The sequence below is a fragment of the Methanococcoides seepicolus genome (assembly GCF_023684405.1).
Taxonomy (GTDB): Archaea; Halobacteriota; Methanosarcinia; order Methanosarcinales; family Methanosarcinaceae; genus Methanococcoides; species Methanococcoides seepicolus.
The window spans coordinates 1-25,685 of record NZ_JAGSOI010000028.1 but is presented as its reverse complement, the minus strand read 5'-3'; the positions used below and the strand labels follow the sequence as shown (position 1 = coordinate 25,685).

The 25,685-nt window shown below is 40.5% G+C and carries 21 protein-coding genes and 2 pseudogenes; 13 read left to right on the top strand and 10 right to left on the bottom strand.

Going from position 1 to position 25,685, the window contains the following annotated elements:
• Positions 1–4 precede the first annotated feature (4 nt).
• The 5 genes and pseudogenes from KDK67_RS08005 (at position 5) to KDK67_RS07985 (ending at position 1,546) form a co-directional block, all read left to right on the top strand.
• Complete coding sequence (locus KDK67_RS08005; protein WP_250868278.1) at positions 5–295, top strand: FeoC-like transcriptional regulator; 291 nt, start codon at positions 5–7, stop codon at positions 293–295.
• 38 nt (positions 296–333) lie between these two features.
• On the top strand, positions 334–675 hold the full coding sequence (locus KDK67_RS08000) for a hypothetical protein (protein WP_250868277.1): 342 nt from the start codon (positions 334–336) through the stop codon (positions 673–675).
• Between the two features lie 142 nt (positions 676–817).
• A pseudogene (locus tag KDK67_RS07995) lies at positions 818–1,030 on the top strand (ISH3 family transposase); the annotation flags it as partial.
• A gap of 181 nt (positions 1,031–1,211) precedes the next feature.
• Positions 1,212–1,391, top strand: coding sequence for a hypothetical protein (locus KDK67_RS07990; RefSeq protein ID WP_250868275.1), 180 nt, complete (start codon positions 1,212–1,214; stop codon positions 1,389–1,391).
• Positions 1,388–1,546, top strand: a complete 159-nt coding sequence (locus tag KDK67_RS07985; RefSeq protein ID WP_250868274.1) for a hypothetical protein — start codon at positions 1,388–1,390, stop codon at positions 1,544–1,546. Before KDK67_RS07990 ends, KDK67_RS07985 begins: the two co-directional genes overlap by 4 nt.
• Positions 1,547–1,753: 207 nt before the next feature.
• Here KDK67_RS07985 and wtpC read toward each other — a convergent pair whose 3' ends face one another.
• From wtpC to modA, 3 genes are read right to left on the bottom strand one after another with little or no spacing between them, the layout of a single operon-like run.
• On the bottom strand, positions 1,754–2,803 hold the full coding sequence (gene wtpC, locus KDK67_RS07980) for a tungstate ABC transporter ATP-binding protein WtpC (RefSeq protein ID WP_250868273.1): 1,050 nt from the start codon (positions 2,801–2,803) through the stop codon (positions 1,754–1,756).
• A 13-nt stretch (positions 2,804–2,816) separates the two neighbouring features.
• Positions 2,817–3,605, bottom strand: coding sequence for an ABC transporter permease (locus KDK67_RS07975; RefSeq protein WP_250868272.1), 789 nt, complete (start codon positions 3,603–3,605; stop codon positions 2,817–2,819).
• A gap of 49 nt (positions 3,606–3,654) precedes the next feature.
• Positions 3,655–4,506, bottom strand: a complete 852-nt coding sequence (gene modA, locus KDK67_RS07970) for a molybdate ABC transporter substrate-binding protein (protein WP_250868271.1) — start codon at positions 4,504–4,506, stop codon at positions 3,655–3,657.
• A 537-nt stretch (positions 4,507–5,043) separates the two neighbouring features.
• Here modA and KDK67_RS07965 point away from each other — a divergent pair.
• Entirely contained in the window at positions 5,044–5,217 is a 174-nt protein-coding gene (locus tag KDK67_RS07965; RefSeq protein WP_250868270.1) for a hypothetical protein, read from the top strand.
• 95 nt (positions 5,218–5,312) lie between these two features.
• Here KDK67_RS07965 and rpiA read toward each other — a convergent pair whose 3' ends face one another.
• The gene (gene rpiA / locus KDK67_RS07960) at positions 5,313–6,008 is read right to left on the bottom strand and encodes a ribose 5-phosphate isomerase A (RefSeq protein ID WP_250868269.1); all 696 of its coding nucleotides are present in this window, start codon (positions 6,006–6,008) and stop codon (positions 5,313–5,315) included.
• A 45-nt stretch (positions 6,009–6,053) separates the two neighbouring features.
• On the bottom strand, positions 6,054–7,385 hold the full coding sequence (gene aspS, locus KDK67_RS07955) for an aspartate--tRNA(Asn) ligase (RefSeq protein WP_250868268.1): 1,332 nt from the start codon (positions 7,383–7,385) through the stop codon (positions 6,054–6,056).
• A gap of 419 nt (positions 7,386–7,804) precedes the next feature.
• On the opposite strand from aspS, the gene KDK67_RS07950 reads away from it, so the two are divergent.
• The 7 genes from KDK67_RS07950 (at position 7,805) to KDK67_RS07920 (ending at position 16,448) form a co-directional block, all read left to right on the top strand.
• A complete protein-coding gene (locus KDK67_RS07950) occupies positions 7,805–8,416 on the top strand; it encodes an ASCH domain-containing protein (RefSeq protein ID WP_250868267.1) in 612 nt (203 codons plus the stop codon).
• Positions 8,417–8,686: 270 nt separating this feature from the next.
• Positions 8,687–10,585: a DNA topoisomerase (ATP-hydrolyzing) subunit B gene (gyrB, locus tag KDK67_RS07945; RefSeq protein ID WP_250868266.1), complete on the top strand. Its 1,899-nt coding sequence runs from the start codon at positions 8,687–8,689 to the stop codon at positions 10,583–10,585.
• 10 nt (positions 10,586–10,595) lie between these two features.
• A complete protein-coding gene (gene gyrA, locus KDK67_RS07940; protein ID WP_250868265.1) occupies positions 10,596–13,088 on the top strand; it encodes a DNA gyrase subunit A in 2,493 nt (830 codons plus the stop codon).
• 67 nt (positions 13,089–13,155) lie between these two features.
• Entirely contained in the window at positions 13,156–14,052 is an 897-nt protein-coding gene (pdxS, locus tag KDK67_RS07935; protein WP_250868264.1) for a pyridoxal 5'-phosphate synthase lyase subunit PdxS, read from the top strand.
• Between the two features lie 35 nt (positions 14,053–14,087).
• Complete coding sequence (gene pdxT / locus KDK67_RS07930) at positions 14,088–14,684, top strand: pyridoxal 5'-phosphate synthase glutaminase subunit PdxT (protein ID WP_250868263.1); 597 nt, start codon at positions 14,088–14,090, stop codon at positions 14,682–14,684.
• Between the two features lie 460 nt (positions 14,685–15,144).
• Positions 15,145–15,708, top strand: a complete 564-nt coding sequence (locus KDK67_RS07925) for a YcxB family protein (RefSeq protein WP_250868262.1) — start codon at positions 15,145–15,147, stop codon at positions 15,706–15,708.
• 335 nt (positions 15,709–16,043) lie between these two features.
• On the top strand, positions 16,044–16,448 hold the full coding sequence (locus KDK67_RS07920; protein WP_250868261.1) for a pyridoxamine 5'-phosphate oxidase family protein: 405 nt from the start codon (positions 16,044–16,046) through the stop codon (positions 16,446–16,448).
• A 230-nt stretch (positions 16,449–16,678) separates the two neighbouring features.
• Here KDK67_RS07920 and KDK67_RS07915 read toward each other — a convergent pair whose 3' ends face one another.
• From KDK67_RS07915 to KDK67_RS07895, 5 genes and pseudogenes are all read right to left on the bottom strand, one after another.
• Positions 16,679–23,125: an S-layer protein domain-containing protein gene (locus KDK67_RS07915; RefSeq protein WP_250868260.1), complete on the bottom strand. Its 6,447-nt coding sequence runs from the start codon at positions 23,123–23,125 to the stop codon at positions 16,679–16,681.
• Between the two features lie 539 nt (positions 23,126–23,664).
• Positions 23,665–23,961, bottom strand: coding sequence for a helix-hairpin-helix domain-containing protein (locus KDK67_RS07910; protein WP_250868259.1), 297 nt, complete (start codon positions 23,959–23,961; stop codon positions 23,665–23,667).
• Positions 23,958–24,689 (bottom strand): SagB/ThcOx family dehydrogenase, encoded by a 732-nt coding sequence (locus KDK67_RS07905; protein WP_250868258.1) that lies wholly within the window; start codon positions 24,687–24,689, stop codon positions 23,958–23,960. The genes KDK67_RS07910 and KDK67_RS07905 overlap by 4 nt, the downstream gene beginning before the upstream one ends.
• A gap of 39 nt (positions 24,690–24,728) precedes the next feature.
• Positions 24,729–25,370, bottom strand: a complete 642-nt coding sequence (locus tag KDK67_RS07900; RefSeq protein WP_250868257.1) for a class I SAM-dependent methyltransferase — start codon at positions 25,368–25,370, stop codon at positions 24,729–24,731.
• A 177-nt stretch (positions 25,371–25,547) separates the two neighbouring features.
• Positions 25,548–25,685: pseudogene (locus KDK67_RS07895) on the bottom strand (IS5/IS1182 family transposase); the annotation flags it as partial.

Sequence of the window (25,685 nt, the reverse complement as noted above, 5' to 3'; positions counted from 1 at the left end):
GCAGATGATGATAGGCTACCGATACATGCTAAAGGAGGTCGCAACGACTCTGTCTCAGGACAACATAACCTTCGGGGAACTTTCCCGAAGGCTTAACCTGGGTCCGAAAGAGTTGAAGGAGCTTCTTGAGACCATGGAACGTGAAGGTGATATGGAGATCTCCTGCATGAGCCCGCCTCCTGACACAACCAGTTGCGCAGGTTGTGGCATGGGGCACGCCTGTCCGGGAACGAATCTTGGAATAGGAAGAACATATCGCCTTACCGAGAAAGGAAGAAAGCTATGCTGTGAGTAGCACAGTTTCGAAAATGAAGATCGAAAAGGAGTTCGTCCATGATAATCGGATTCCCAACCATCTCAAGGAAGATACTGGACCTCGTATCACAGGGGAACACGACCTTTGACCGGATAGCCTGTAAACTGGGAATAACCCATAGGGAGCTGGTATTTTTACTGCAGTTGATGGAACACAGAGGTTATATCAGATCCGTTTGTGATCCCCAAAACAGCTCCTGCTGTCCGATGGTAAGCAAACCATTGGACAGTAATTCGGTCTATTCGTGCGGGGTGACATACCTCCTTACAGAGAAGGGAGTGGGAGCTTGTCGTAACATAACGGAACACCATGTGCAAAGAGTGAAACAGGGTATCGATCATGCTGTCGCGGAAAGCTGAAGATTATCTCGAAGCTATCCTCAATATCGAGATTATCAAATTCAGCAGTTCGCTAATTTCAGTTTAAACTCATATAAACGACATCATACGATACATTTATATGTGGTAAAGTTCCCTCCGCATGTATTTCCAATTGCAAAAGAAAGCCTCTACAATTCGATATTTCTATGCTTTGTTTTCATTTCTTCTTAAAAACGTGTGGGTTACACTTCAAAGAAAACATATTACAATTGATAAAAGAGGTCCTCATACTATCGAAAGTGAGTTGTTCAGATTTGATATATTCATCCATTTTGTTGCGGAATGGGTGAGACGGAAGCTAAAACAGATGTTAACAGTTGAATGTTGTAGATAAATGTGGATTATTATAGAAGGGTTTAAATATTAGTGAACTGCTGAAATTTGCTTTTCGATTTAAAAGCGAAACTCTTTTTTCGGCTCTGTGGAAATCCTAATTCATAGTTAGAATATAGTTGCATTTCCGGGATTTCCACAGAGCCAAAAATACAAGACAAAACAGACGAAGAGAAGGAAAAATGATTAAATTAATTATTCTATGGATAATCGTAACGTTAGGTGCTACTAGTTTCGTCTGTTATCTTGATGAAAAATATGGCGTAGGCATGTGTATCGGAATATTTGCTGGCCTTGTAGTAATGGGACAGATACTAGCCACTAAAATAGCTGTTTTCGGTCCATTTGTAGTGCCAGCGTGATCTTCGTCCAGGCACAATTCAGTACACAGAGTGCTGAAGCGATCGCATCTGCAATTGGTGGTGAAGTGGTAACTGTGGACCCGCTTGCAAAGGATTATATCGACAATCTTGACACTATCACCGAAGCATTTTCACAGGGCATTACAAAAGAATGAGGGATGGAATGGCAGAAGTGATCAGTCTTAAGGATGTGTGGGTAAAATATGACAAACTCACCGTACTGGAAGCTGTGAACCTGGCATCTTTGATATGCAGTTAAGCAGCATCAACATGCATGTTGATTCCATGACCTTTAAGAAGTATCATTCCATGTGAATCACCATTCTTTCTCATCGTTTCTTTTTTCTTCTTTTTGTACCGTTTTATATAATATGCGTTGCAGATGCCTTGAATGTAAGATAAACTTTCTTTCCGATTGAAAGTCCCATATCATCATAGTCTCTTTTTGTAAGTATGACCCTGAAAGGTATTCCTGCATCGATCACCACTTTGACAGTTGACTTCATCCTGCTCACTTCAGCAACAACCCCTGAAAACGAGTTCCTTGCACTGGATTCAATTGGATCATTCGATATCAGGATATCTTCCGGCCTAATAGAAAGACTCACATTCCCTGATTTCAAGGTACTTGAAACTACCTTGAGTCTATTGACAGATATCTCGGCAAGATCCCCCTGAATAACTGCTTTCCCGTGGAACAGGTTCTCTACACCTACAAAGTCGGCAACGAACGTGGAATTTGGTTTCCTGAATACCTCATCAGGCGTACCAATCTGAAGAATCTTACCACCATGCATGACAGCTATGCGGTCACTGAGAGCAAATGCCTCTTCAAAGCTATGCGTGACATGGATAGTGGTTGTCTTTTTTAGTTGATGTATCCGTGAGAGCTCCTGCCTCAGTTTAACCTTTGTTACTGTGTCAAGGGCAGAAAGCGGTTCATCGAGCAACAGTAATTTTGGTTCAGTGATTATCGCCCTTGCGACTGCAGACCTTTGTTTCTCCCCACCGCTCAATGTTGAAGGATGCCTGTCAAGGAGATGCCGTATCCCCAACATTTCAGCAGTCTCTTCGGCAAGTTCCGTAATTTGCGATTTATCAAACCCGTTATAGTATAATCCAAATGCAATGTTCTTTCTGACATCCATATTCGGGAAGAGCATGAAATCCTGATAGACCATACTGATGTTCCTGTCCTTCGGAAGCAGGGAGCTGACATCATTTCCGTTAATAATTATGGAACCGGTGTCTGGATTATATATGCCTGCAATCGTTTCAAGAAGTATAGTCTTACCGGAACCTGTAGGACCCAATATGCAAAAATATTCTCCTTCCTTTACACTCAATTCTATATCCTCAAGTGTAAAATCACCAAGTTTCTTTGAAAGGTTCTTTACTTTTATCATATTCATTCAAACCGCAAGATCAGTATAGTTTCGCGATTCCTCCCTTACGTTCAAACAAATAAAGAGTGATACCTGATATGCATATCAATATCGTTGCGGCTGCAATTGCAAGATCCAGTTCTCCTGAAGACAGGTTGAGATAGAGGGCTATTGGCAGTGTTTCGGTTTTCATTCTTGTGGCACCAGCAAGCATCAGTACCGCCCCGAATTCCCCCATTCCTCTTGACCAGGTTATCACAGAGCCTGCCAGTATGCCATTCTTTGAAAGAGGCAATGTTGTTTTTATGAAAGCCTGAAAAGGAGTGCAACCCAGGGTCTGAGCCACATGCTCATATCTCGGATTTATACCTTCAAAGGTTGAGCGCATTATCCTGAGCATCAGTGAGATATTCACGGTGAACTGGGCCATCACTATCCCAAGAGGTGTGAATACGAATTTCAGCCCCACGCCTGCAAGATAAGTACCTACGGTAGATGTCCCAAAGATCAAAAGCAGACCAAGTCCTGCCACAATAGGAGGCAATGCCATTGGCATATCAAGTATGGTGCTGATAAGTGTCTTTCCGGGAAAATCATGCCTTGAAAGTGCATAGGAAACTGGTATCGCCAGAAATATGCACATAAGCGTGGATGCTATGGATGTTAGCAGACTGAGTTTTATTGCAAATCGTATTTCAGGAGATACAATATTGGTAATGAGACTGGCAGGGCTCGTGTGAGTGATTATCTCAAGTAGCAGTGAAAAAATGAAAAGAGTGAGCAGAAGCATTAGAACCAGTGTTGTTTGCTTGAATCCCATTTTTTGCATACAACTGCTCCTGCTTGGTTTTAGTGATAATTTATGTTCTCTGACCTGTTCAGTTGTTCTCTAAATATGCATACTTTTCATCAGGATAGAGCGCAAATCCGTATTCCTCAAAGACTGCTCTGCCTGCATCCGAAACTATAAATTGTACAAAATCGTTGGCAGTTTCTTTATTTTCAGAGGAATTGAGAGTACCGATCGGTATTATCTTGATGATGTTATCTTCCTCAGATATCTCAATCACATCGAAATTTTCATTGTCCCTTACCAGGTCTTCCCACACTATTGATGCATCTGCCTGTCCAAGGGAAATGTAGGTGACAAGTTCATTCACAGTTGCGCTTTTAGCAATGACATCTTCCTCAACCTGCTCATAGATTCCCTTGTTTGTCAGCATTTTCTGGCAGAGAACACCGATTGCTGCTGCTTGAGGATCACCGAGTATCACATCTACATCATCATTTGCAAGGTCATCAAGCGTGCTGATTTTTGCAGGGTTCCCTGCTGGTGTGATTATCACAGGTACATGGTATGCTACCTTGCTGAAATTATCGATCAATCCCTTTTCAGAAGCAATTCCAAAGTAATAGGTTGCACCGGGCATGTAGACATCTCCTTCGCCTGTGAGTTCAATTTGTGTCAGGAGTGTATTGGCGCCTGCATAATTGTACCGCACGGAAATGCCGTATTCTTCTTTGAACAACTCCCCTATCTCGTCCATTGGTTTACGCATTCCTGCTCCGCAGTACACCAGAAGTGAGGCCTTGCCAGCCTGTTCATCTAAAGTAACATTATCACCCACTGTATCCGGGTCTGTAATTGCATTCTCCGTAAAATCGATACAACCAAGAAAGAGAATACAACAAAGCAATATTGAAAATATCTTCAGTTTTTTATTTACCATCCAATCCTCTCATACATGCAAAAAGGCAGAATGTATGTTATGCTCTATTTAGCACAACATAATTCGAAATCGCGATGTTCGAAGCGTTATGTTTGATGAAACATAACGGTATTTCATAGTCATGTCTAATATAAATAAATATCTACAATTCCAGCAAAACAAGTTAATTAGATTAGAATTTTTTTTTAAAATTTACCTATTTTTTCGATAAGATCTAATCAAAAAAGGATTGTCAACTCCATTACTATATTTATATGGCATAAATTCATTCAGTTTCTGAATATAACAGTACAAGCACGATATCAAAATACGTTGATATGAATACGCATAATATGGTTTAGAGCTCTGTAGAAATCCATGAAATATTGTCCGGTTGACAAGGACTTGCAATAGATAAAATCTCAACGAAGATCGCTGAGAATAACGACATGCTGGAAGAGATCAATGCCAATACCGAGATATACACCCTTACGGTGAATCAGCTTTTACCTTTGTCGTAACCGGACAGGTTGATGCTGCCACCATCATCAGGAGCATATGGCTACATGGGAAGAATCAAGAGGAAGACTTGAAGTCATCAGGATAACGGAAGAACAGTACACGATAAAGATGATTCCCCTGGCTGTTGCAGTCTGCACTTCTGACAGGGAAGTTGCAGAAGCTTACAGTGAACATTTAGTACATGAAAAATCATTTCAATACTGGAAATAAAGAGAAATGCTCAAAAATTCAGCCCATTTTTTTCTTTGAAAAATCAGCAGTTAATCGCAAATCTCTTTATTTTGAATAAATATCAATTATCCAGTTCAGTTAATTATCTTAATTGAACCGTCTTTCATACCAACATAGACCTCATCGGTATTCAGGAAGATACCATGCTCCACTACACCCACGCAAGCGGATAGCTTCTGTGAGAGTTCAGCAGCATCTTCTATTACGCCGAATTCTACATCAAAGATAACATTGCCGTTATCAGAGATCACAGGACCGTCCTTGCGGGAAGCCAGACGTATCTGTGGTTTGCCTCCAAGTTCAATGAATTGCTTCTTTGCAAGTTCTCTTGCGTAGGGAAGCACTTCAATTGGTACGAAGTGATCAAGTTCTTCGCTCATCTTTGATTCATCTGCGACCACAATGAAGCGTTTTGCTGAATGTGCAACGACCTTTTCGCGTGTATGTGCAGCCCCTCCGCCCTTGATCACGTTCAGTTTTGCATCCACCTGGTCAGCACCGTCTATCGCAAGATCAAGAACAGGATGTTCTGCAAGGCTTGTCAGTGGCACACCAGCTTCGATTGCAAGCATTTCTGCCTGATATGATGTAACAACTGCAAGTATGTTCAATCCTTCTTCGCGTACACGTCTGCCAACTTCTGCGATTGCGAAAGCCGTTGTTGAACCGGTACCAAGACCGATTATCATACCATCTTCCACAAGACTGGCAGCAGCATTGCCTGCAGCTTCCTTTTCAGAGCTTGATGCATTTGCATTTCTTTCTTTCATGAATATCCCTTCCATTAAAAATGAAATATGGGAGTTGTCCCCACATCAGGGAGACAATCGCTTCCTGTCCCTTGGGAACAGAACAGTGTCACGGATATTCTCTACACCGAGCATTGTCATAACAAGACGCTCGCAGCCAATACCCCAGCCGGAGTGTGGTGGCATACCATATTTGAATGCACGCAGGTAGAAATCGAAGCCATCGGAATTAAGGCCCTGTGACTCGATCCTTGCTTTTAGCATATCATGAAGGTGGATACGCTGAGCACCGGATGAGAGTTCCATCGTCCTGTGCATCATATCGAATGACTTGGAGATAAGTGGGTTGTTCTCATAAGGCATTGCATAGAACGGCTTGATCTCTGTCGGCCAGTCGGTAATGAAGTAATGGGATTCTCCGGTCTCTTTGAAAACATGCTCACCGATGGTGTGTTCTGCAACTGTTCCGAGGTCACCGCCCCATTCGACCGTTTCCTCGCTCTCAGCATTGACGATGTCAATAGCCTGGCTATATGGAACTTTCATGAATGGTGTCTTTGGTACACTAAGTTCGATATCGAGTGCTTTAAGGGAAGCTGCTTCGTTCTCAATGACCTGCTCATAAACATAAGCGACCATGTTCTCGAGGATCTCCATGACATCGAAATGGTCAAGGAAGCTTGCTTCAATATCGATGGATGTAGCTTCATTAAGGTGTCTGCGGGTATCATGCTCTTCTGCCCTGAAGATAGGACCGATCTCGAACACCTTGTCAAGTCCGCCTGACATCAGTATCTGCTTGAAGAGCTGAGGACTCTGGTTCAGGAAGGCCTCCCTGTCAAAGTATGTGATAGGGAAAAGAGATGTACCGCCCTCGGTTGCTGTTGCAACTACCTTTGGACTGCATGTCTCGATAAAACCGTCCTTTGTAAGGAAATCCCTGACAGCCCTGAGGACCTCATGGCGTATCTTGAAGATAGCAGTGGTTCTCTCGCGTCTTAAGTCCATGAACCTTGAGTCAAGACGTGTGTCAAGTTCAGCATCCACCTTGCCGGTGGTATCCATTGGCAATGGGGATTCAGCTTCATTGAGAACGACTATAGACTCAGGGATGATCTCGTAGCCATTAGGTGCTTTACCTTCCGGTTTTGCTGTGCCTGTGACTGCTACTATGGACTCACGTACCAGTTTTCTTGCAGCATCGAAGATCTCTTTGTCGATCTTCTTCTTTACAAGTGTGATCTGGGCTCTGCCTTCACGGTCACGTACGACCACGAAACAGATACCACCAAGGTCTCTTACCTCGTGTACCCATCCGCAGACGGTAACTTTGTCATCACCGATCTGCTCAATGTCGACCTGGGATGTATAATGTGTTCTGGGGGTTTCTAATGACATATATTCACCTTCCAAAGTTATCAAAATGATATGTATAGCGCTTAATGACGCTTTTGATAAGCTTGTTAGTATATAAGCTATTCTTGTACTCTAAAATGCATTAATGTAAATATAGCTAACTATTGAAATTATGTCTCATCCATTTAGGTATCCACCATCATTAAAGGAAATTTGAACTTTTATCGGAGCTATTAATTCATACTTTCTTCACATATTCGAATAATATTGAAGCTCATAATGGATCGCTAATCAAAGAATATATATAAAAACGAGTAGAAGAAGTACTAAGTATTAGATACATCACTTATTGATGATCGCACTGATCCACTCAAAAACAACAACAAAACCCCGATAAATAATAATATATACTTCAAAGAATCTACATAAAATTATTTAAGTGAAAATCGATATAGGTGAATATGATGGTTCAAGATACAACACCCACAAAAGCAGATATCAGTCTACCTGATAAATGGGACGTTGCTGTTATTCCAAAGGAACCAACCTATTTTGATCGTTTCTTACCCACTACGCATAAGCAGACCACGCTGACAGAATGTGGTATCGACCCAGGGGATGAATATGCACTACCACATCCAAAGATACGTGTACTTGCAATAAGACAGCCTTGGGCCTCATTGATCATTCGTGGGCTAAAGAATATAGAAGTACGTTCAAAGAACACGTTTGTCCGGGGAACGATAGCCATCTATGCAAGCAGGGCAACTATCCGGAAAAAGGACCTTAAATGGGTGAACGAGAATTATGATGTCCCTACTGAACAGCTTGAGGATCTGCCCACGGGAATGATAATCGGAACAGTGAACCTTATTGAATGTAAGGAATATGAATCCGATTTTCATTTCAAGCTCGACCAAAGACGCCATTTGAGTCCGGAAGAGAGCTATGCCAAGAACATAAAAGGATGGTTCCTAAAATCCCCACGCCCGATAGAGCCGGTCAGTTATAAGTTCAATGGCGAGGTAGTCTGGAGTCTGGCAGACACCGATATCCTCCAGCAAACTGCTTGAGGGCCTGTTCTGATAAGTGATACCGATCGAGAGTATTCTGGGGTGTTCCCTTATGCAATTTTCAATATGAAATATCGATCGTTCACATTTATAGCTAAACATTTAATATAGATGAATGCATAGATGCAGACTAAATATATAGATCAGAATAGATACAGGGAATACGATAACTGAATTATTTACAACGATTTTTTTATCTATTTATCACATCTAACTGAATAAAGGATTTTATTTAAGTTCGAATATCCGTATCCTAGGGAGAAAATCGCGATGAGTGACGATTACGATGCAACACACATTCAGGTTCTTGAAGGGCTGGAAGCAGTACGCAAACGACCCAGTATGTATATTGGAAGTGTAGACACCAGAGGACTTCATCACCTCGTATATGAGGTTGTTGACAACAGTATTGATGAGGCACTTGCTGGTTTCTGTAAAAATATAGACGTATCGATCAATGCAGATGGTTCTGTCACCGTTGTAGATGACGGTCGTGGAATACCTGTCGACAATCATCCAAAATATAAGAAATCCGCACTTGAGGTCGTACTGACCGTTCTCCACGCAGGTGGAAAGTTCGACAAGAGCAACTACAAAGTATCCGGTGGTCTCCACGGTGTTGGCGTATCCGTTGTGAACGCCCTTTCCGAATGGATGGAAGTCGAGGTCAAGCGTGATGGGAAACTATACTACCAGCGTTATGAACGCGGAGCCCCTACCTCCAATGTAACGGTCATTGGGGATTCAAAAGGCACAGGAACGAAAAGCACGTTCATGCCTGACTCCAAGATATTCGAAACGACCGAGTTCAATTACGGGACACTTATTACAAGACTCAGGGAACTGGCTTTCCTAAATAAAAATATCAGGATCTCTATTACAGATTCACGGGATGAAGAACTTGAGCAGGACGTTTTCGAATACGAAGGCGGTATAATCTCTTTCGTTGAACACCTGAACCAGAGCAGGACAGCTCTTCACAAGGTACCTATCTATTTCGAGCGTGAAAAGGAAGGGACCATTGTTGAGATCGCTATGCAATACACCGACAGCTACGGTGAATATGTATATTCTTTTGCTAATAACATCAACACGCATGAGGGTGGTACTCACCTTATTGGGTTCAAGACTGCATTAACGCGTGTTGCTAACGATTATATCAAGAAGAACAATGTGGTCAAAGGTGATGAGAAGCTCACAGGTGAGGATATCCGTGAGGGTCTTGCAGCCATCATCAGTGTTAAGCTGACAGAACCACAGTTCGAAGGTCAGACCAAAACAAAGCTTGGTAACAGTGAACTTAAAGGGATCGTTGACTCCATGGTGTCCGAGGGTCTCTCCGAATACATGGAAGAGAACCCGAAAGTTGCAACAATCATATTCCAGAAGGCACTGGATGCCAGACGTGCAAGGGAAGCTGCTAAGAAGGCACGTGAACTCACACGCAGGAAAAGTGCCCTTGAGATCGGCACCCTGCCAGGCAAACTTGCAGACTGTTCTGAGAAGGACCCCTCTGTAAGTGAAGTCTATCTAGTGGAAGGAGATTCTGCAGGTGGTTCGGCAAAACAGGGACGTAACCGTAGATTCCAGGCGATCCTGCCATTCAGGGGTAAGATCATCAATGTCGAAAAGGCACGTCTTGCAAAGGTCTTGAAGAACAATGAGGTCCTCTCACTCATCACTGCCATGGGTACAGGCATAGGTGAAGATTATAACATTGAAAAGGCACGCTATCACAAAGTGATAATAATGACCGATGCTGATGTCGATGGTGCACACATACGCACACTGATCCTTACCTTATTCTTCAGATACATGGCTCCGCTTATTGATGCAGGATATGTTTACATTGCACAACCCCCGCTTTACCGTATAAAGAAAGGCAAAGCCGAACATTATGTATATTCTGACAGGGAACTGGCAGCGAAGCTTGAAGAGATCGGTGAGAATAACACCTATGTACAGCGTTACAAGGGTCTTGGAGAAATGAACCCTGAACAACTTTGGGAAACCACAATGAACCCTGATACAAGGACATTGTTGCAGGTCACCATGGACGATGCCGCCGCTGCGGATGAGATGTTCTCCGTTCTTATGGGTGATGAAGTTGCACCACGTAAAGCGTTCATACAGAAATATGCAAAAGAAGTCGTTAATCTGGATCTATGAGGTGATATAAATGGCAGATAACATGAATAATGAACCTGGCGATGTACAGCCAAATGATGAACCTCTGGATATCAAGCCCACAGATACCGGTGAAAGGATCGTCCCTATCCTTATTCAGGATGAGATGAAGAATTCCTATATCGATTATGCAATGAGCGTAATAGTTGGAAGGGCTTTACCAGATGCACGTGACGGTCTTAAACCGGTACACAGGCGTATACTCTATGCCATGAAAGAAGCCGGTATGACCTATGATAAAGCATACAAGAAATCCGCTCGTGTAGTGGGAGACGTTCTTGGTAAATATCACCCACATGGCGATACTGCAGTTTATGATTCTCTTGTGAGAATGGTGCAGGAATTTTCCCTAAGGTATCCATTGATCGATGGTCAGGGTAACTTCGGTTCAATTGACGGTGATTCCGCAGCAGCTATGCGATATACTGAATCCCGAATGGATCGTATCTCCAACGAGATGCTTACAGACATTGACAAGGAGACCGTTCTATTCAGACCCAACTACGATGGTTCTCTAAAGGAGCCTACCGTACTTCCTGCAAGACTACCAAATCTTCTTATCAATGGTTCTACAGGAATTGCAGTGGGAATGGCCACCAATATGGCGCCACACAATCTTGGAGAGGTCATTGATGCCACTTTAATGCTTATTGAGGATCCTGAGACACCCATTTCCAGTCTAATGGAGATAGTCAAAGGTCCTGATTTCCCAACAGGCGGAGTGATCCTTGGTCATCAGGGTATAAAGTCCGCATATGAGACTGGAAGAGGACCCATCAAGATAAGAGCAGTTACTTCGATCGAGGAAATGAAGAACGATAAGAACCGTATCGTTGTTTCGGAACTGCCATATCAGGTCAATAAATCAAGACTTATCGAAAACATTGCCGCTCTTGTAAGGGAAAAGAAGATGGTCGGCATTTCAGATCTGCGTGATGAATCTGATCGCGATGGTATACGCATTTCTATTGAACTTACAAGGAACACAAATCCTGAAGTTATACTGAACCAGCTTTACAAGCATACCCAGATGCAGACCACTTTTGGTATCATCAACCTTGCACTTGTCGATAATATTCCAAGGGAATTGACCCTTAAGGAATTGCTTCAGATATACCTTGAACATAGGATCGATGTCATACTCAAACGTTCCATGTTCGATATGAGAAAGGCTGATGATAAAGCCCATATCCTTAAGGGATTAATGATCGCTCTTGACCATATCGATGAGGTCATAGCTCTGATTCGCGGTTCAAATGCTGTGGATGAGGCTAAGGAAGGGCTGATGACCAAGTTCGGGCTTGATGAAGTTCAGGCAAAGGCCATCCTGGATATGCGTTTGCAGAAGTTGACAGGACTGGAAAGGCAGAAGATAGAGGATGAGCATGGAGAACTTGTCAAGCTTATCGAGGACCTGAAAGACATCATTGAAAGTGATGAAAGGAAATACAACATCATAAAGGAAGAGTTACAGGCCATCCGCGAAAGGTTTGCAGATAAGCGCAGGACAGAGATCACAGGCTCACATGTCGAATTTGAGGATGAGGATTTGATCCCTGTGGAAGAGGTCATCGTTACAATCACCAATAGCGGCTATATCAAGAGGATGCCTGTGGATACCTACAGTCAGCAGCACAGAGGTGGAAAGGGTGTCATTGGAATGGAAACAAAGGAACAGGATGTCGTTGAAGATATCTTTATATCATCCACTCATGATTACCTGATGTTCTTCACCAACCGCGGAAAAGTCCACTGGAAAAAGGTTTACAGCATCCCAGAAGGAAGCCGGCAGTCAAAGGGTAAGGCTGTTGTAAACCTGCTTGATCTTGCTGAGAACGAATCCGTTACTGCAACAATAACAGTGAAGGAATTCGAAGAGGATAAGTTCTTGTTCATGGCAACACGAATGGGAACTGTAAAGAAGACCCCATTGTCGGATTTCAGTAATGTGAGAAAGGCCGGTATCATTGCGCTCAAACTTGATGAAGGGGATGAACTTGTCAATGTAGCACTCACGGACGGTTCCAAGGAAATAATGATGGTCTCAAGGCATGGAAAGGCTATCAGATTCTGTGAAAGGGATGTTCGTCCAATGGGTCGTACTGCAAGAGGTGTTCGCGGAATGAAGCTTGCCGGCGATGATATTGTGGTAAGTCTTGATGTTGTTGACCTGAGCACTAAACTACTCACCATCACAGAGAACGGATATGGAAAACGTACAATGTTTGACGAGTACCGTGGAATGAAACGTGGTGGACAGGGTGTGATCACCATAGTGACGAGTCTCAGGAACGGTCCTGTAATAAATGTAAAGGCCGTTAAAGAGGAAGATGAGGTCATGGTGACAAGTTCAGAAGGAATTTTCATCAGAATTCCTGTGAAGGATATACGTGCACAGGGAAGAAACACACAGGGTGTCAAAATTATGAATGTGCGCCCCGGCGACAAGGTTGTGGGTGTTGCAAGAATTAAAAATGAGGAATGACACGAACTAAACACTTTTAAATATTGACCATATTTACTAGACTAAATCAGCTTAAAGGATGATTATTATGGAACTTGAAAAATTAAGACACGGTACAGAACTTATCAAACGCGGCTTTGCAAAGATGCAGAAAGGCGGCGTTATCATGGACGTTACGACCCCTGAAGAAGCAAAGATCGCTGAAGAGGCAGGAGCTGTTGCAGTAATGGCACTCCACGCAGTCCCTTCAGACATCAGAAAAGAAGGCGGTGTTGCAAGGATGGCAGACCCACAGGTAACTGCTGACATCATTGCATCTGTAACAATTCCGGTAATGGCAAAAGCAAGGATAGGACACTTCGTTGAAGCTGAGATCCTTCAGGCACTTGGCTCTGACATGATCGACGAGTCAGAAGTACTTACACCTGCAGATGAAGAGTTCCACATCGATAAGACACAGTTCACTGTTCCTTTCGTATGTGGTGCACGTAACCTTGGTGAAGCACTGAGAAGGATCAACGAGGGTGCAGCTATGATACGCACAAAAGGCGAAGCTGGTACCGGAGATGTAAGAGAGGCTGTACGCCACATGAAGCAGATCCTGGGCGAGATCAGGACACTTCAGGGAATGACAAAGGAAGAGCTTATTATGGCTGCAAGGGACATCGAAGCACCTATTGAGCTTGTTATGGAGACCGCGCAGATGCAGCGTCTTCCTGTTGTGAACTTCGCAGCTGGCGGAATTGCAACTCCTGCAGATGCAGCTCTTATGATGAGACTTGGCGCTGACGGTGTTTTCGTCGGTTCAGGTATCTTCAAGGCAGAGAAACCGGAAGTAATGGCAAAAGCTATTGTTGAGGCTGTTAACAACTACAACAATCCTGAAGTACTTGCTGAGGTCTCAAAAGGTATCGGCGCAGGTATGAAAGGTATCAGTGTAGATTCAATCCCAGAGGATCAGGTTCTCCAGACTCGTGGCTGGTAACCTTTCCTTTTTTACTTCTTTTTTTGGTGTTAATTATGCGTATTGGCGTTATCGCTATTCAGGGCGATGTTTCTGAACATGTTGAATCTCTTGAGCGTGCTCTTGCAGAACGCGGAGCAACTGCTGAAATAGTTACTATCAAGCACAAAGGTATTGTTCCCACCTGTGACGGACTTGTGTTCCCTGGCGGGGAAAGTACGACCCTTGGTCGCCTCATCTTAAGGGAAGGCATTGACGAGGAGATCAAGCAGGCAAAAGAGAAAGGTGTTCCAATACTTGGTACCTGTGCAGGTATGATCCTTCTTGCTAGGGCAGGAGATTCACAGGTTGAGAAGACGCATCAATACCTGCTGGGACTGATGGATATAAGGGTCAACAGGAATTCCTTTGGAAGGCAGTTCGAATCTTTCGAGATCGACCTTGATGTATCCGTACTTGATTCACCATACAATGCAGTCTTTATCAGGGCACCGGCTATTCTTGAAGCAGGAGAGAATGTAAAGGTCCTTGCATCAATTGATGACAAGATAGTTGCTGCCGAGCAGGATAATGTTCTGGCACTGGCATTCCATCCTGAACTTACCGAGGACATGAGAATTCACCAGTATTTCCTTGACAAACTGTTCTGCTGATCTGATAAAAGGAGAACATCAAATTAGAATGGAGGAAAAGAGGACCTAATTTGATGATCTCGAATTGGAGGTCTTCCCTTTTGTGCATGGTATAAATGCAGTATTTTGATAATTTTTGTTCAGTAGCCATTTTGTATTTAGCCTAATTTTTATTCGATTGTTAATCTCCTTTTTTTATTATGGAGAAAATATATTTCATCCACATCTCCATTTGTGTTTGTCACTTTGACCTTATATTTCTCCCCACATTTCCAGACATGTTTTTTCGTTTCTTTTTTAGATTTTTGTGTTTAACTTTTGTCTTCTTCTTCTTTTTATTGGGAAACCAACACGATACGTGCGGAAATGTTGCTTTTTATCAGTTAAAAGTCTCTCACTCAATATTGAGGAGATACTTTTATTAGTATAATACACGTATAGCAAATTATTTGGAATGTGTGATAAACGGAGGGATAAAGTTATGGATAACGAGAAACCATATGAAATATTTTTAAGCGGTAAAATTAGTTACAATGATTACAAAATGTTTAATAGGTTCCACCTAAGAAAACTATATATAAAAAAATTCATTGCTTTATTTTTCCTTTACTGCATGATGTTTTATGGATTATCTATAATTACTATCAGTTTTATGGGACTTGTTTCAATGATCATATTAAGCTTGTTTTTAAGTTTATTGACGGTTGGAGTATTAATTTTAATCACTTTTAAAAGATTAAAATCAATTTATTATTCTAATAAAAGAATTCAGCTTGAAAAAATATATAGTATTACAAAAAACGGGATTAAGTGGACTGATGCCCAGGGAGAATCAGTTATTAAATGGGAAGATATAGTATTAGCTGCTGAATGCAAAGAACTAATACTCATATACATTTCAATTGTTCAAGCACTAATTATACCAAAAAGATTTTTCAAATCAAATGATGATTTTGTCAAATTTAAAAATCGGATTGAACAAAAAATCAGCACAGAAAAGATAAAAATGGATCTAGACCATTTAGATGGTAATAACGTTATGTGAGTCTGATTGGTATGTGGATTTTGAAATAATCTTACTGGTGCGCCAACGTTTAGTATCGCTCACATAAACACATCACATTATTTACCACTGTTGGCTTCTAACTACGAGAGCAATGGAAGCTAACAAAAGAAATTTCAAACTGATTCTTTTGTGAATCGTTTTTGATCAGTTTGAGCTCATCAAATTAGAATGAGAGGATTTATGAGCTAATTTGATTATCTCAAAAGGATACGCAATAAATAAGATATTCTTATAAAGGTGTAGCGTGTCCTTTCTTTAAGGTCTCGGAAGAGATCATTATATTTAGAAACGTATAGTTAGAAATGGTGATTTAGATGGTCAAACTCACAGAAGATATGAAAGAAGCATTTTCAAAAGTACAGATATTCCCATTTGCAACAGCATCAAAAGCAGGGATTCCAAATGTGATCCCTATAGGCATGTGCAAGTTGGTAGATGATGAGACAATCTGGGTAACGGACAATTATTTCCTGAAGACCCGCCAGAATCTGGATGAGAACCCGGTAGCATCTATTTTTGTATGGGGACCTGAAGTCGGCGGCTGCTTACAGATAAAAGGAGATGTAGAGATCAAGACCAGCGGGGATGACTATGATAAAGCCCATGCCGGTGCAAAAGCAAAAGGGGACAAATTCCCTGCAAAGGCGCTTATGGTAATGAAGATCACCGATGTCTTCGAATGTAAGTCCGGGGATGACGCCGGAAAGAAGCTCGTTTGAACACAACAGATTGATCTATTAGATGTTCAGCTAATGATTATTTGACCCTCTTTATTCATGCCTGAAAGGTAAATTAAAAATGAGGAGATGAATTTATCATTAGCATTACTTTTTTGATTTGAGATTCATATTCGATTATCGGTTTTTAATTGATCGAGCAGAGTGGCAACTCTAATCACAATATTCCATTAAAACTTAAAAGCTCTAATAAAGGAAGAAAAAGAAGAAACTCAGTTCTTCCTTTTCCGGAACAGACAGGCAAATACCAGAATAAATATAGATGTGAACATAGTACATCCTGGAATGTTATTTGATTTGATTTCTGGGATTTCTGCTTCTGTGTTATTTCCAGAGCCAGAAATTTCATCTTCTGAAACAGTCTTGGCTGGCACATTGGCATCATCCACATCGGCTGCAATAGCAAATGCTGAAAAACCAGGGGTTTCTGCTTCGAAGTAGATGTACGAATTATCTTCTCCAATAGTTGTGGTTTTGAGAGCATTCCATTTACCACCATTGTGACGATACAGTGCTATTGACCTCTCATCAATACCATTCTTTGTGAGCCAGTCCTTTGCTACACTGAAACCTATTTGAGGTTCAGCAATATTATTTTCGGTTGCAAATCCTGATCTGCCAACCCATATGTTAAGGTTGCTATAGACAAGTCCAGGAGCACTTTCATCAACCATTATAGACTTACCTTTAAGCACTTCAATCGTTGTTGAGACCCTTCCGTAATTTTTCAGTGCAGAGAAGTTGATGTACTCAATTACACTCTGCTCGTCATCGAAAGCATAACTAATTTTAAGTCCTTCAATGATGTTCTCTGTTCTTACAGATTTAAATGCGATGTTCGCAAAGGCTTCACCGGATGCTCCACCTCCGCTGCTAGAGGAACTGCTGCCACCGTGATTCCCATTGTCATCAACGACATTATCCAGACCATCAGTGATTGAAAATGATGTACTGAAAGGTACAGAATTGCCAGCATTATCAGCAACTGTTATTGATGCAGTGTAGCTACCAGAGCTTAAACCTGTAGCATTATAGGAAGTATAATTGCTTGTGATCTCAAGTGAATTATCGGTAATCTCGATATCATCGAAATTAAAGATAATTGAACTGACATTAATACCACTTTGTTGGTCATTGTAATTGAACCTGATGTTAACGAAAGTGGTATCTTGAGCAAATGTAGTTCCACTCACAGGTGTCACACTATCCAGGATAGGAGCTATTGTGTCACTTACAACGACTCCATAAATGGAGAAGTGATTGACATAGGTGATCCAGTATTCTTTACCATCAATAATTTCTATCGAAGTTGGACAGATTTCCCAAAGCTCTTCTGTTTCATTGCAATAAAGAATGGAAACGTCTTTTGTATTTATTCCATCAGGCAGAGTAACTGAATTTATTGGTATTGCGATTATAGCACTTGATATATTTTCTTTAAGATTACTGTCAAGTTCTACAGATATGAAATAGAGTCCTATAGAGTCATCTGTCAGATTTGCCATTGGATCCATACTTTCCGTTACAATAATGTTTCCAATAGTATCATTTGTAGTGTTGAAAGTAATAAATGTGTCAATTTGGCTACTATTGAATAGTCCGGTTCCATTTGTAAATTCTATTTTTTCTATAACGACTACAGAACTACCAGAACCAATGTTACCAGCAATATCGGTACCTGTTACATTCACATTGAATATCTGTTCAGTATCCAGCTGGAAATATCCGGTCCATTTACCACTGGTTTGGGCAACTTCAATCACATCAGAATTAACTTCAACTATCGGATATCCTATAACAGATTCGGACGATATTACAGAGACCATTCCATGAGTTTCGTTATACATGGAAGCAGTTGATGAGAATATAGGGGAAGTACGATCAACTACTATCAGAGTATCTGATACAGTTGAATTCAAATTCATTGCTGCATCGATAGCATTTGCAGTAAGAATGTACTGGCCATCATCATGTATGCATGAAAGGTCAAATATTGCTGTCCAATTACCATCGATTAATTCTGCACTCATATTCTTCTTGTAATTTGTAAAAGTAGAGCTAAGAGTATACTCAACAGAATTCACATCTCCTGGAGTTCCTGATGCGCTCACATTAATCAATAAAGTGGCATTTGCGTAAACAATATTATTGTCAGATGTGAAACCTCTAATATCTTCAAATGTGACTATTGGCTTTTCGTTGTCAACAGTAATGCTGACATTAGCAGAAGCAAAGTTTCCGGATGTATCAGTGCTGTTCACAAACAATATATAAGCGCCACTTGATACAGGAAGTTCATCTTTATCGGTTGCATTCCATACATATTCATAAGTTGCACTGTTTGGATCATCTTTTGCAATAGTCAGATTGATGATCTCATGACCTTCTGAGTCGGCAATGATCAATTCAGTAGATGCAAGATGTGCATCAGTACTATTCAAATTAATAGTTACTGGATTGTATATGCTGATGTACTCCAATGGATAAGCAGAGATGTGTGCTTCGGGTGCCAGATCATCTATGATATTCACAGCTACTGAATCAATAGCAGACCATACACCATCATTATCCTGTACCTTAAAGTATACAGTATGAGTTCCAAGTGAAAGACCTGAAGTACTGAAGTTCTCACTGGTACTCAATTGACCATCGATACTTGAATTCCAATCATAACCTATAATTGTACCATCGGAATCAGTCCCAGAACCATTGAATGTTATTTCTGTACCTTCAGTAGCTGTAGACGGATCAATCGATAAGATCTCAGCGGTCGGAGCTACATTTGGCTTTTCATTAATTGTTACTGTGGCTGAATCCGTAGCAGACCATACACTATCATCATCCTGTACACTGAAGTAGATTGTGTGAGTTCCAAGTGAAAGAGCTGAAGTACTGAAGTTCTCACTGGTACTCAATTGACCATCGATACTTGAATTCCAATCGTAGCCTATGATCATACCATCGGAATCAGTGCCAGAACCATTGAATGTTATTTCTGTATCTTCAGTAGCTGTCGTCGGATCGATCGATATTATCTCAGCAATCGGAGCTACATTTGGCAATTCATTTATTGTTACTGTTGCTGAATCATCATCAGACCATGCACCATCATCATCCTGTACCTTAAAGTAGATCGTGTGAGTTCCAAGTGATAAAACAGATGTACTGAAGTTCTCACTGGTACTCAATTGACCATCAAGATCAGAAGTCCAAAGATAAGCAGTAATACTTCCATCATTGTCAGTGCCTGTTCCCGAAAATGTTACCAAATCGCCGAGATTTGCAATATTTGGTATAATCGAAGAAATGTTGGCTGTTGGTATTTCATTCTCAATAATAACATTATACTCTCTGAATGGGTAGAATTTTAGTTCCTCACTGTCAGCAACCATGAAGTTGAACCCATCTGTGAGTTCAATTACTGAATCCTTTCTCAAGGTGAGATCATTATAAGATTCCATTTTGAGATATCCACTTGGACCTGATGCTAGGGAACTTATTTCGAACACACCAAATTCGTCATCAAATTCGATTTCCATTAATTGGTCAGATAACTGCCAGATACCATCAATGATCATGTAGTTACCTGACTGATTAACCTCATCTACATGAATCATCAAGGTAAGGACATCAACCTCGTTAAGTATATCCTGCTCGTAATAATATGTCTTGTCTGACGTAGTTGCATTAGTACCTGCATTGATAACCTCATCGTCAACGAACGTACCATTCTTGGTCAATTCTATCCATATCTTCTCACCCTCTACATCGATCTGCTTTGGAGTGATGGTATATCCCTCACCGAGATCAAGTGAATTTCCAATTCTAATCAGATTACTGCTACCATCATCGATTAGAAGCTTGGTAAGAATAGATGGATCATGGTCGATTGGAACATATTCTTCACCCCATAAGCCAATCTTTTCATATGTCCAATCTTCTGATGGATTGTGTCCTGTCTTGAAATCAAAATTTGGTTGAATATCAGAAACTATGGTAGTAGTATAGACAAATTCTTCTGAATCAGCATCTAGTGTCCTATCGAAATTATCAATTCCACGAACATTCAGTACTTCGGATGTTACATTATTATTAAAATCATACCAGAAACCAGCAAACGAATGTGCATTCCAACTATATGATTCATTTGAAGATGGTGAATCAAGGACATTTCCACGTATTTCATAGATACCTGATTCGATTAGTGTCTTCCTTAAGTAGAACCTCAATGTAGGTTCGTCTGCAACTCTGAATTCTAAATTCCCCATTATATTATTAGTACTGCCTGCATCCAGAAAGATATCATCATCGAGTTCCATTGTAATTACTGCATTATTGATAGAAGATACGATCATCTTTTCATATTTATCGCCGACATTAATTTCCATGACCCGATCAGATATCTGCCAGACACCTTCCAAAACTACTAAAGAATCAAACTGACCCTGGAATGCCTCCTTTACATGGATTATTAAAGTAAGAACATCATCCTCACCAGATACATCCTGCCTGATGTACCAGGTTGTGTCAGAAGTTGTGTTGCTAGCATCAGTAGAGATAACCTCATCATCAATGAAGTTACCATTCTTGGTCAACTCGAGCCATACTTTCTCACCTTCCACATCGATCTGCTTAGGAATGACTGCATAGCCTTCACCTAATTCAAGAGTCTGACCAATTCTCATAGTGTATTTAAAATCGTTATCAATTAGAAGTGGAGATAGTTTAGATAGATCATCTTGAATAATAGGTACATATTGTTCACCCATGAATCCAACAGTTTGGTATAACAAAAATGTAGATGGATCATTTTCAAGCATAAATTCAAAATTTGGACTTGAGTACATAGAGCTTGTCCTATAAACAAGTGGGTTTTGTGCCGCATCTGAATCCAATATTCTTGAGCTCAATGTACCATTCTGATAAAGGGTCAGTGTTTCCCCAGACTGATCATCATCTAGATTATAGTAGAAACCAGCGAAGTTCTGTGCATCTATTATTTCAATAGAATTGCTATCCCATGTACTGAGATCACCTGTAAAAACTGGCCCTCGTATTTCATTTTCAGGAGAAATAATTGCTACAGATGATTGGTCTTCAGTTGTACTGATCGCATAAACACCGTTCGTGTTTGCAAAAAGATAATCATCAATATTATCATTATTCAGATCTAACCACGCTTCTAACACGACCCATAGATCTGGATACTCACCGGTTTTACCCGTTTTAAATTTCCAAATCGTAGAACCATCACTACCATCAATAGCAAATATCAAATTCCGGGAAGAAGTAAAGTATTCAGAAGTTTCTTCATTTGTGTATACACACATGTTCTCTATCTCGAGAATAGGATCCGGGATACCATCACCACTGATATCAGAAAAGATACTGGTCCAAGTATAAACATCACAACTACCAAATGTCCATTCATTGGGGTCTAAATATTCATTAAATGAATATTGTTCAGACCAATCCAAAATTTCAGTTCCAGCCATGCCTTTAAAGATATTTATAGTGAAAATATATTCATTGGTTCCAACTTCTACATGATTTGTACAAATGATGTCCTCTGTTCCATCACCATCAATGTCATTACAAGTGTAAATGTCATCCGTAACAATTGGTACTTCCCAATTCCAGATAAGGTTGCCATTACTGCCACTTCGGAATTGAATTCTTTCAATATGTCCATCACCACTAATGTAGTCAAGGAAGATAGCAAAATCATCAATACCATCATCATTAACATCATTTAAGACCGAAGCATATTGAGGAATTTCATTTGTGCTCCATGTACCAGCAATACTCCAAATTTCGGAACCATCGTTTCCTCTAAGAACATTAAGGTTTCTTCCATTATTGGTTACTATTAATAAATCAGATATTCCATTACCATCAGCATCAATGATCCCTAATAATGTTCCATTAAAATCAGATTCCCAAACCAAGGTTCCATCATTACCTTTAATTACAGACAGATTATGAGAGGAAGCGTCATAGTTATCTATTACAAAATCGGTTAAACCATCACCTGTAAAATCTGTGAATTCCCAGTAAATATTATCTGAAATTGTACACAAGCTTGAACCATCGGCGCTACTCAATATATAAGTCATAATATTAGATTCATAATATATTTCCGCCAGTATGTCTTCGGACCCATCACCACTGGCATCCTCCACAGGAGTAAGCCAACAATCAGCATAAGACATCCAATCATAATTTGCTATTTTTTGAACCCAAATACTATTTCCATTTGATCCACTTAATAGTTCAACATAAATATCATATTGTTCTAATCCATCATCGTAAATTGACCAACTTATGGCGATGTCATAAAAACCATCATTATCAATGTCGTTGTTTAGTGAAATAACAGATTTAGCATATCCAGCACATGATTTGTTCCAGATGATAGAACCATCAGACCCACTTAATACTAATATTTCATCTTCATCACAAACGACAAAATCAATAATTCCATCAGTATTAATGTCATCTGATAGATATGTATCAAGCTTAGGATCAGAGGTATTGCTTTCATAACTCCATAATAATTGCCCACTTCCTTCCGTCATTGGCAAATATCCAGCGGAACTTCCACCGCTTCTACCACTGCTGCTGTTACTACTAGGTACAGGTTCAGTACTTGTCACCATCGTTGCAATATTTGAATCTACTAAAATTTTTGTTTGATCGATTGGAATAAAATTATTTTTAAAAATGTTTTTTTCATCAAATTTTATGAAATTAAGTTTATGATCATTATTTGTGTCTGCATCATAAGCACTTACTAATCCAGCGCTCATAACCAAAATTAGCAAAACAGAGATTGTAAAATATATTGACCTGTGAATTCCCTTTAAATTAATTGAATTCAACAACCGTACACTATTTTTAAATATTGTTTTAAATTCCCCACTCAAGTAAACACCACCATGATCTTTTATTTTTATTAATAGTATATGTTTAATTCATTACTAATAATAAAAATTAAGTATGTTAAGATTTACTTAATACAATATAAAATTTATGAGTTAAATCTTAAAAGATTAGAATTATTGCATTTTTGAATATTATTAAATCTAACTAATAAGATGAAGTTGGAATGTGGCAGAAATATTGACCCTGTTAATGTATTTCACCATAATACAGGATTACTTAAAATTGAGTCCTATTCGATACTAGGAAACAGGAATTATTTCTTCCTTTTTTCCATATTTTTATCGGACCAATTCCACCATTTGAGCAGTTCAGGGTCATGGTTCCTGTGAGATGCGTAGTAGACCGCCTCCCTGAAACCATAGAGTACACATCTGTCAATGTGCATCCCCCTCAGATCAATTAATTTAAGATACATCAGCTCGGGATCTTCACCTTTGAGTTGGGAGATGGAATGTATCCCTAGGTCCCACAGTTGCTCAGCTGACTTCTTCCCAAAACCCGGCATTTGCATCAGTTCTTCCAATGCCTTTTCTTTTTTTGATAGAGTCATTTCTTACCCACTGTGGCAATGTAGATCACAAATTCATCCTCGCCATCTATACCCAGCACAGCATTGAGTTCATCATCAAAGAAGGCTCCAATGGCACAGACCCCAGAGTCGATGGACTGGGCGCTCAAGTAGAGATTCTGGCACACATGACCTGCATCCAGGTTTATGTACCTGTATCCTCTTTCCCCGTATCTCCACTTCATCCTGTAGATCACCGCTGTCCATATGAACGTGACAGCACTCGATCTTATGAAGGACTGGTCCAGACATGCAACAGTAATATTTTCAGCAACAAAGGAACCTGTTTTGATCTTAGCCAGTTTGTGTTCAATGGGCAGGAAAAGGTAGATCCCCTCTTCAAAACCTTCCACGTTGTTTACGAGTATGTATGTCTCGAGGGCGTGTCTTGCACCTGCAGAGGGTACATTCCTCAGCGTGGCTGCATTTCCCATTAATTCTCTCACGCCTTGAGTACACCAGAGCAGGTATGACAACTCACCGAGAGACAACTGCTCCGGTGAAAAGTTTCGAAAGCTGGAACGTCCTTCTATGGCTTCTCTCAGGTCTATATTCTTAACATTTAGTGCTCCTGGTTCGGGAAGCTCAATGACCTCCCTTCCACCAGCACCTTTCTGCAATGGAGGCTGCGGATAGCCCATTGATTGGTCCGACCTTTCTGCATACTGGAATTTTGTTTTATCCATAAACTCTTTGCCAATTTCATTCAAAATGATAATTCCCCCATAATATCCCTTTAAGAAAATTCTTTATTTGTGCTTTATACTTCTTGCCCTTATGACAGCAAAGGAACCTTTCCCGAAGTCCTTCTCTGGCTTTTCCATATCCTGTATCCTATCCAGAGGCTTGAAAAGAGTTTGCCTTATATGCATATCCTCAAATCCATGTTCCTTCAACATCGACAGGACCTCCTCTGTGGTGTGAAAGCCAATGTTCTTGTAAAAACTGCTTTCTGATGCCTTCTTGCGATATTCTTGTCCCAGAAGACTATTCCTTTCAACAAAAGCAACGATAAGAGATCCTTCCGGAGCAAGCATGCGGTATGCCTCTTCCAGTGCTTTTTCAGCATCCATAAAGCAGAGACTTGTAACCATAAGTACAAGTTTCATTGAAGATCCTTTGAAAGGAAGTGACTCACCAACTCCTTTTATGCATTCAACCTTACGTGACCCTGCAATTTTCAGCATCCGGGCAGAGGGATCAAGTCCGTAAGTGATGCACAATTCTGATGCAAACCTGCCTGTACCAACTCCGATCTCGATACTATTGTGAGCTATTTTCGATGGCATAAGCTCCCTGATAGCATCCAGTTCAGATGCATAGACTGCTGGATTCTTGTCGTACCAGAGATCGTATTTCCATGTATGGATATCAAAAGCGCTTCTTTTCATAATGCCCTCATACCCCCTGTAAGATTTTACAAAAGAAACTATAGAGAATTGCGATTAACTGCTTATTTTTTTAAAGCAAATTTGTTCGGCTAATTTTTTGAGTATTTCTCTCTATTTCCAGCAGTTTACTAGTATCCATTTATATACTTTTCAACTTTTTTGAATAGCTACCGCTATTCATCCTAAAGATTTTCTTCTGATTGTCCTCAATTGATAGAGATTATAACTGAGTGCTGTAATTAACATTTTGACATTTGCTCTTGCCAACGTTGTCACTCTTACAAATCCTGATGTAAACACATTTTTGATAACAGC

Bases quoted from the DNA above. Each gene is read 5' to 3' on its own strand.
- KDK67_RS08005 (WP_250868278.1), top strand. From the start codon at position 5: ATGATGATAGGCTACCGATACATGCTAAAGGAGGTCGCAACGACTCTG.
- KDK67_RS08000 (WP_250868277.1), top strand. From the start codon at position 334: ATGATAATCGGATTCCCAACCATCTCAAGGAAGATACTGGACCTCGTA.
- KDK67_RS07990 (WP_250868275.1), top strand. From the start codon at position 1,212: ATGATTAAATTAATTATTCTATGGATAATCGTAACGTTAGGTGCTACT.
- wtpC (WP_250868273.1), bottom strand. From the start codon at position 2,803: ATGAATATGATAAAAGTAAAGAACCTTTCAAAGAAACTTGGTGATTTT.
- KDK67_RS07975 (WP_250868272.1), bottom strand. From the start codon at position 3,605: ATGCAAAAAATGGGATTCAAGCAAACAACACTGGTTCTAATGCTTCTG.
- modA (WP_250868271.1), bottom strand. From the start codon at position 4,506: ATGGTAAATAAAAAACTGAAGATATTTTCAATATTGCTTTGTTGTATT.
- KDK67_RS07965 (WP_250868270.1), top strand. From the start codon at position 5,044: ATGGCTACATGGGAAGAATCAAGAGGAAGACTTGAAGTCATCAGGATA.
- rpiA (WP_250868269.1), bottom strand. From the start codon at position 6,008: ATGAAAGAAAGAAATGCAAATGCATCAAGCTCTGAAAAGGAAGCTGCA.
- aspS (WP_250868268.1), bottom strand. From the start codon at position 7,385: ATGTCATTAGAAACCCCCAGAACACATTATACATCCCAGGTCGACATT.
- KDK67_RS07950 (WP_250868267.1), top strand. From the start codon at position 7,805: ATGATGGTTCAAGATACAACACCCACAAAAGCAGATATCAGTCTACCT.
- gyrB (WP_250868266.1), top strand. From the start codon at position 8,687: ATGAGTGACGATTACGATGCAACACACATTCAGGTTCTTGAAGGGCTG.
- gyrA (WP_250868265.1), top strand. From the start codon at position 10,596: ATGGCAGATAACATGAATAATGAACCTGGCGATGTACAGCCAAATGAT.
- pdxS (WP_250868264.1), top strand. From the start codon at position 13,156: ATGGAACTTGAAAAATTAAGACACGGTACAGAACTTATCAAACGCGGC.
- pdxT (WP_250868263.1), top strand. From the start codon at position 14,088: ATGCGTATTGGCGTTATCGCTATTCAGGGCGATGTTTCTGAACATGTT.
- KDK67_RS07925 (WP_250868262.1), top strand. From the start codon at position 15,145: ATGGATAACGAGAAACCATATGAAATATTTTTAAGCGGTAAAATTAGT.
- KDK67_RS07920 (WP_250868261.1), top strand. From the start codon at position 16,044: ATGGTCAAACTCACAGAAGATATGAAAGAAGCATTTTCAAAAGTACAG.
- KDK67_RS07915 (WP_250868260.1), bottom strand. From the start codon at position 23,125: ATGGTGACAAGTACTGAACCTGTACCTAGTAGTAACAGCAGCAGTGGT.
- KDK67_RS07910 (WP_250868259.1), bottom strand. From the start codon at position 23,961: ATGACTCTATCAAAAAAAGAAAAGGCATTGGAAGAACTGATGCAAATG.
- KDK67_RS07900 (WP_250868257.1), bottom strand. From the start codon at position 25,370: ATGAAAAGAAGCGCTTTTGATATCCATACATGGAAATACGATCTCTGG.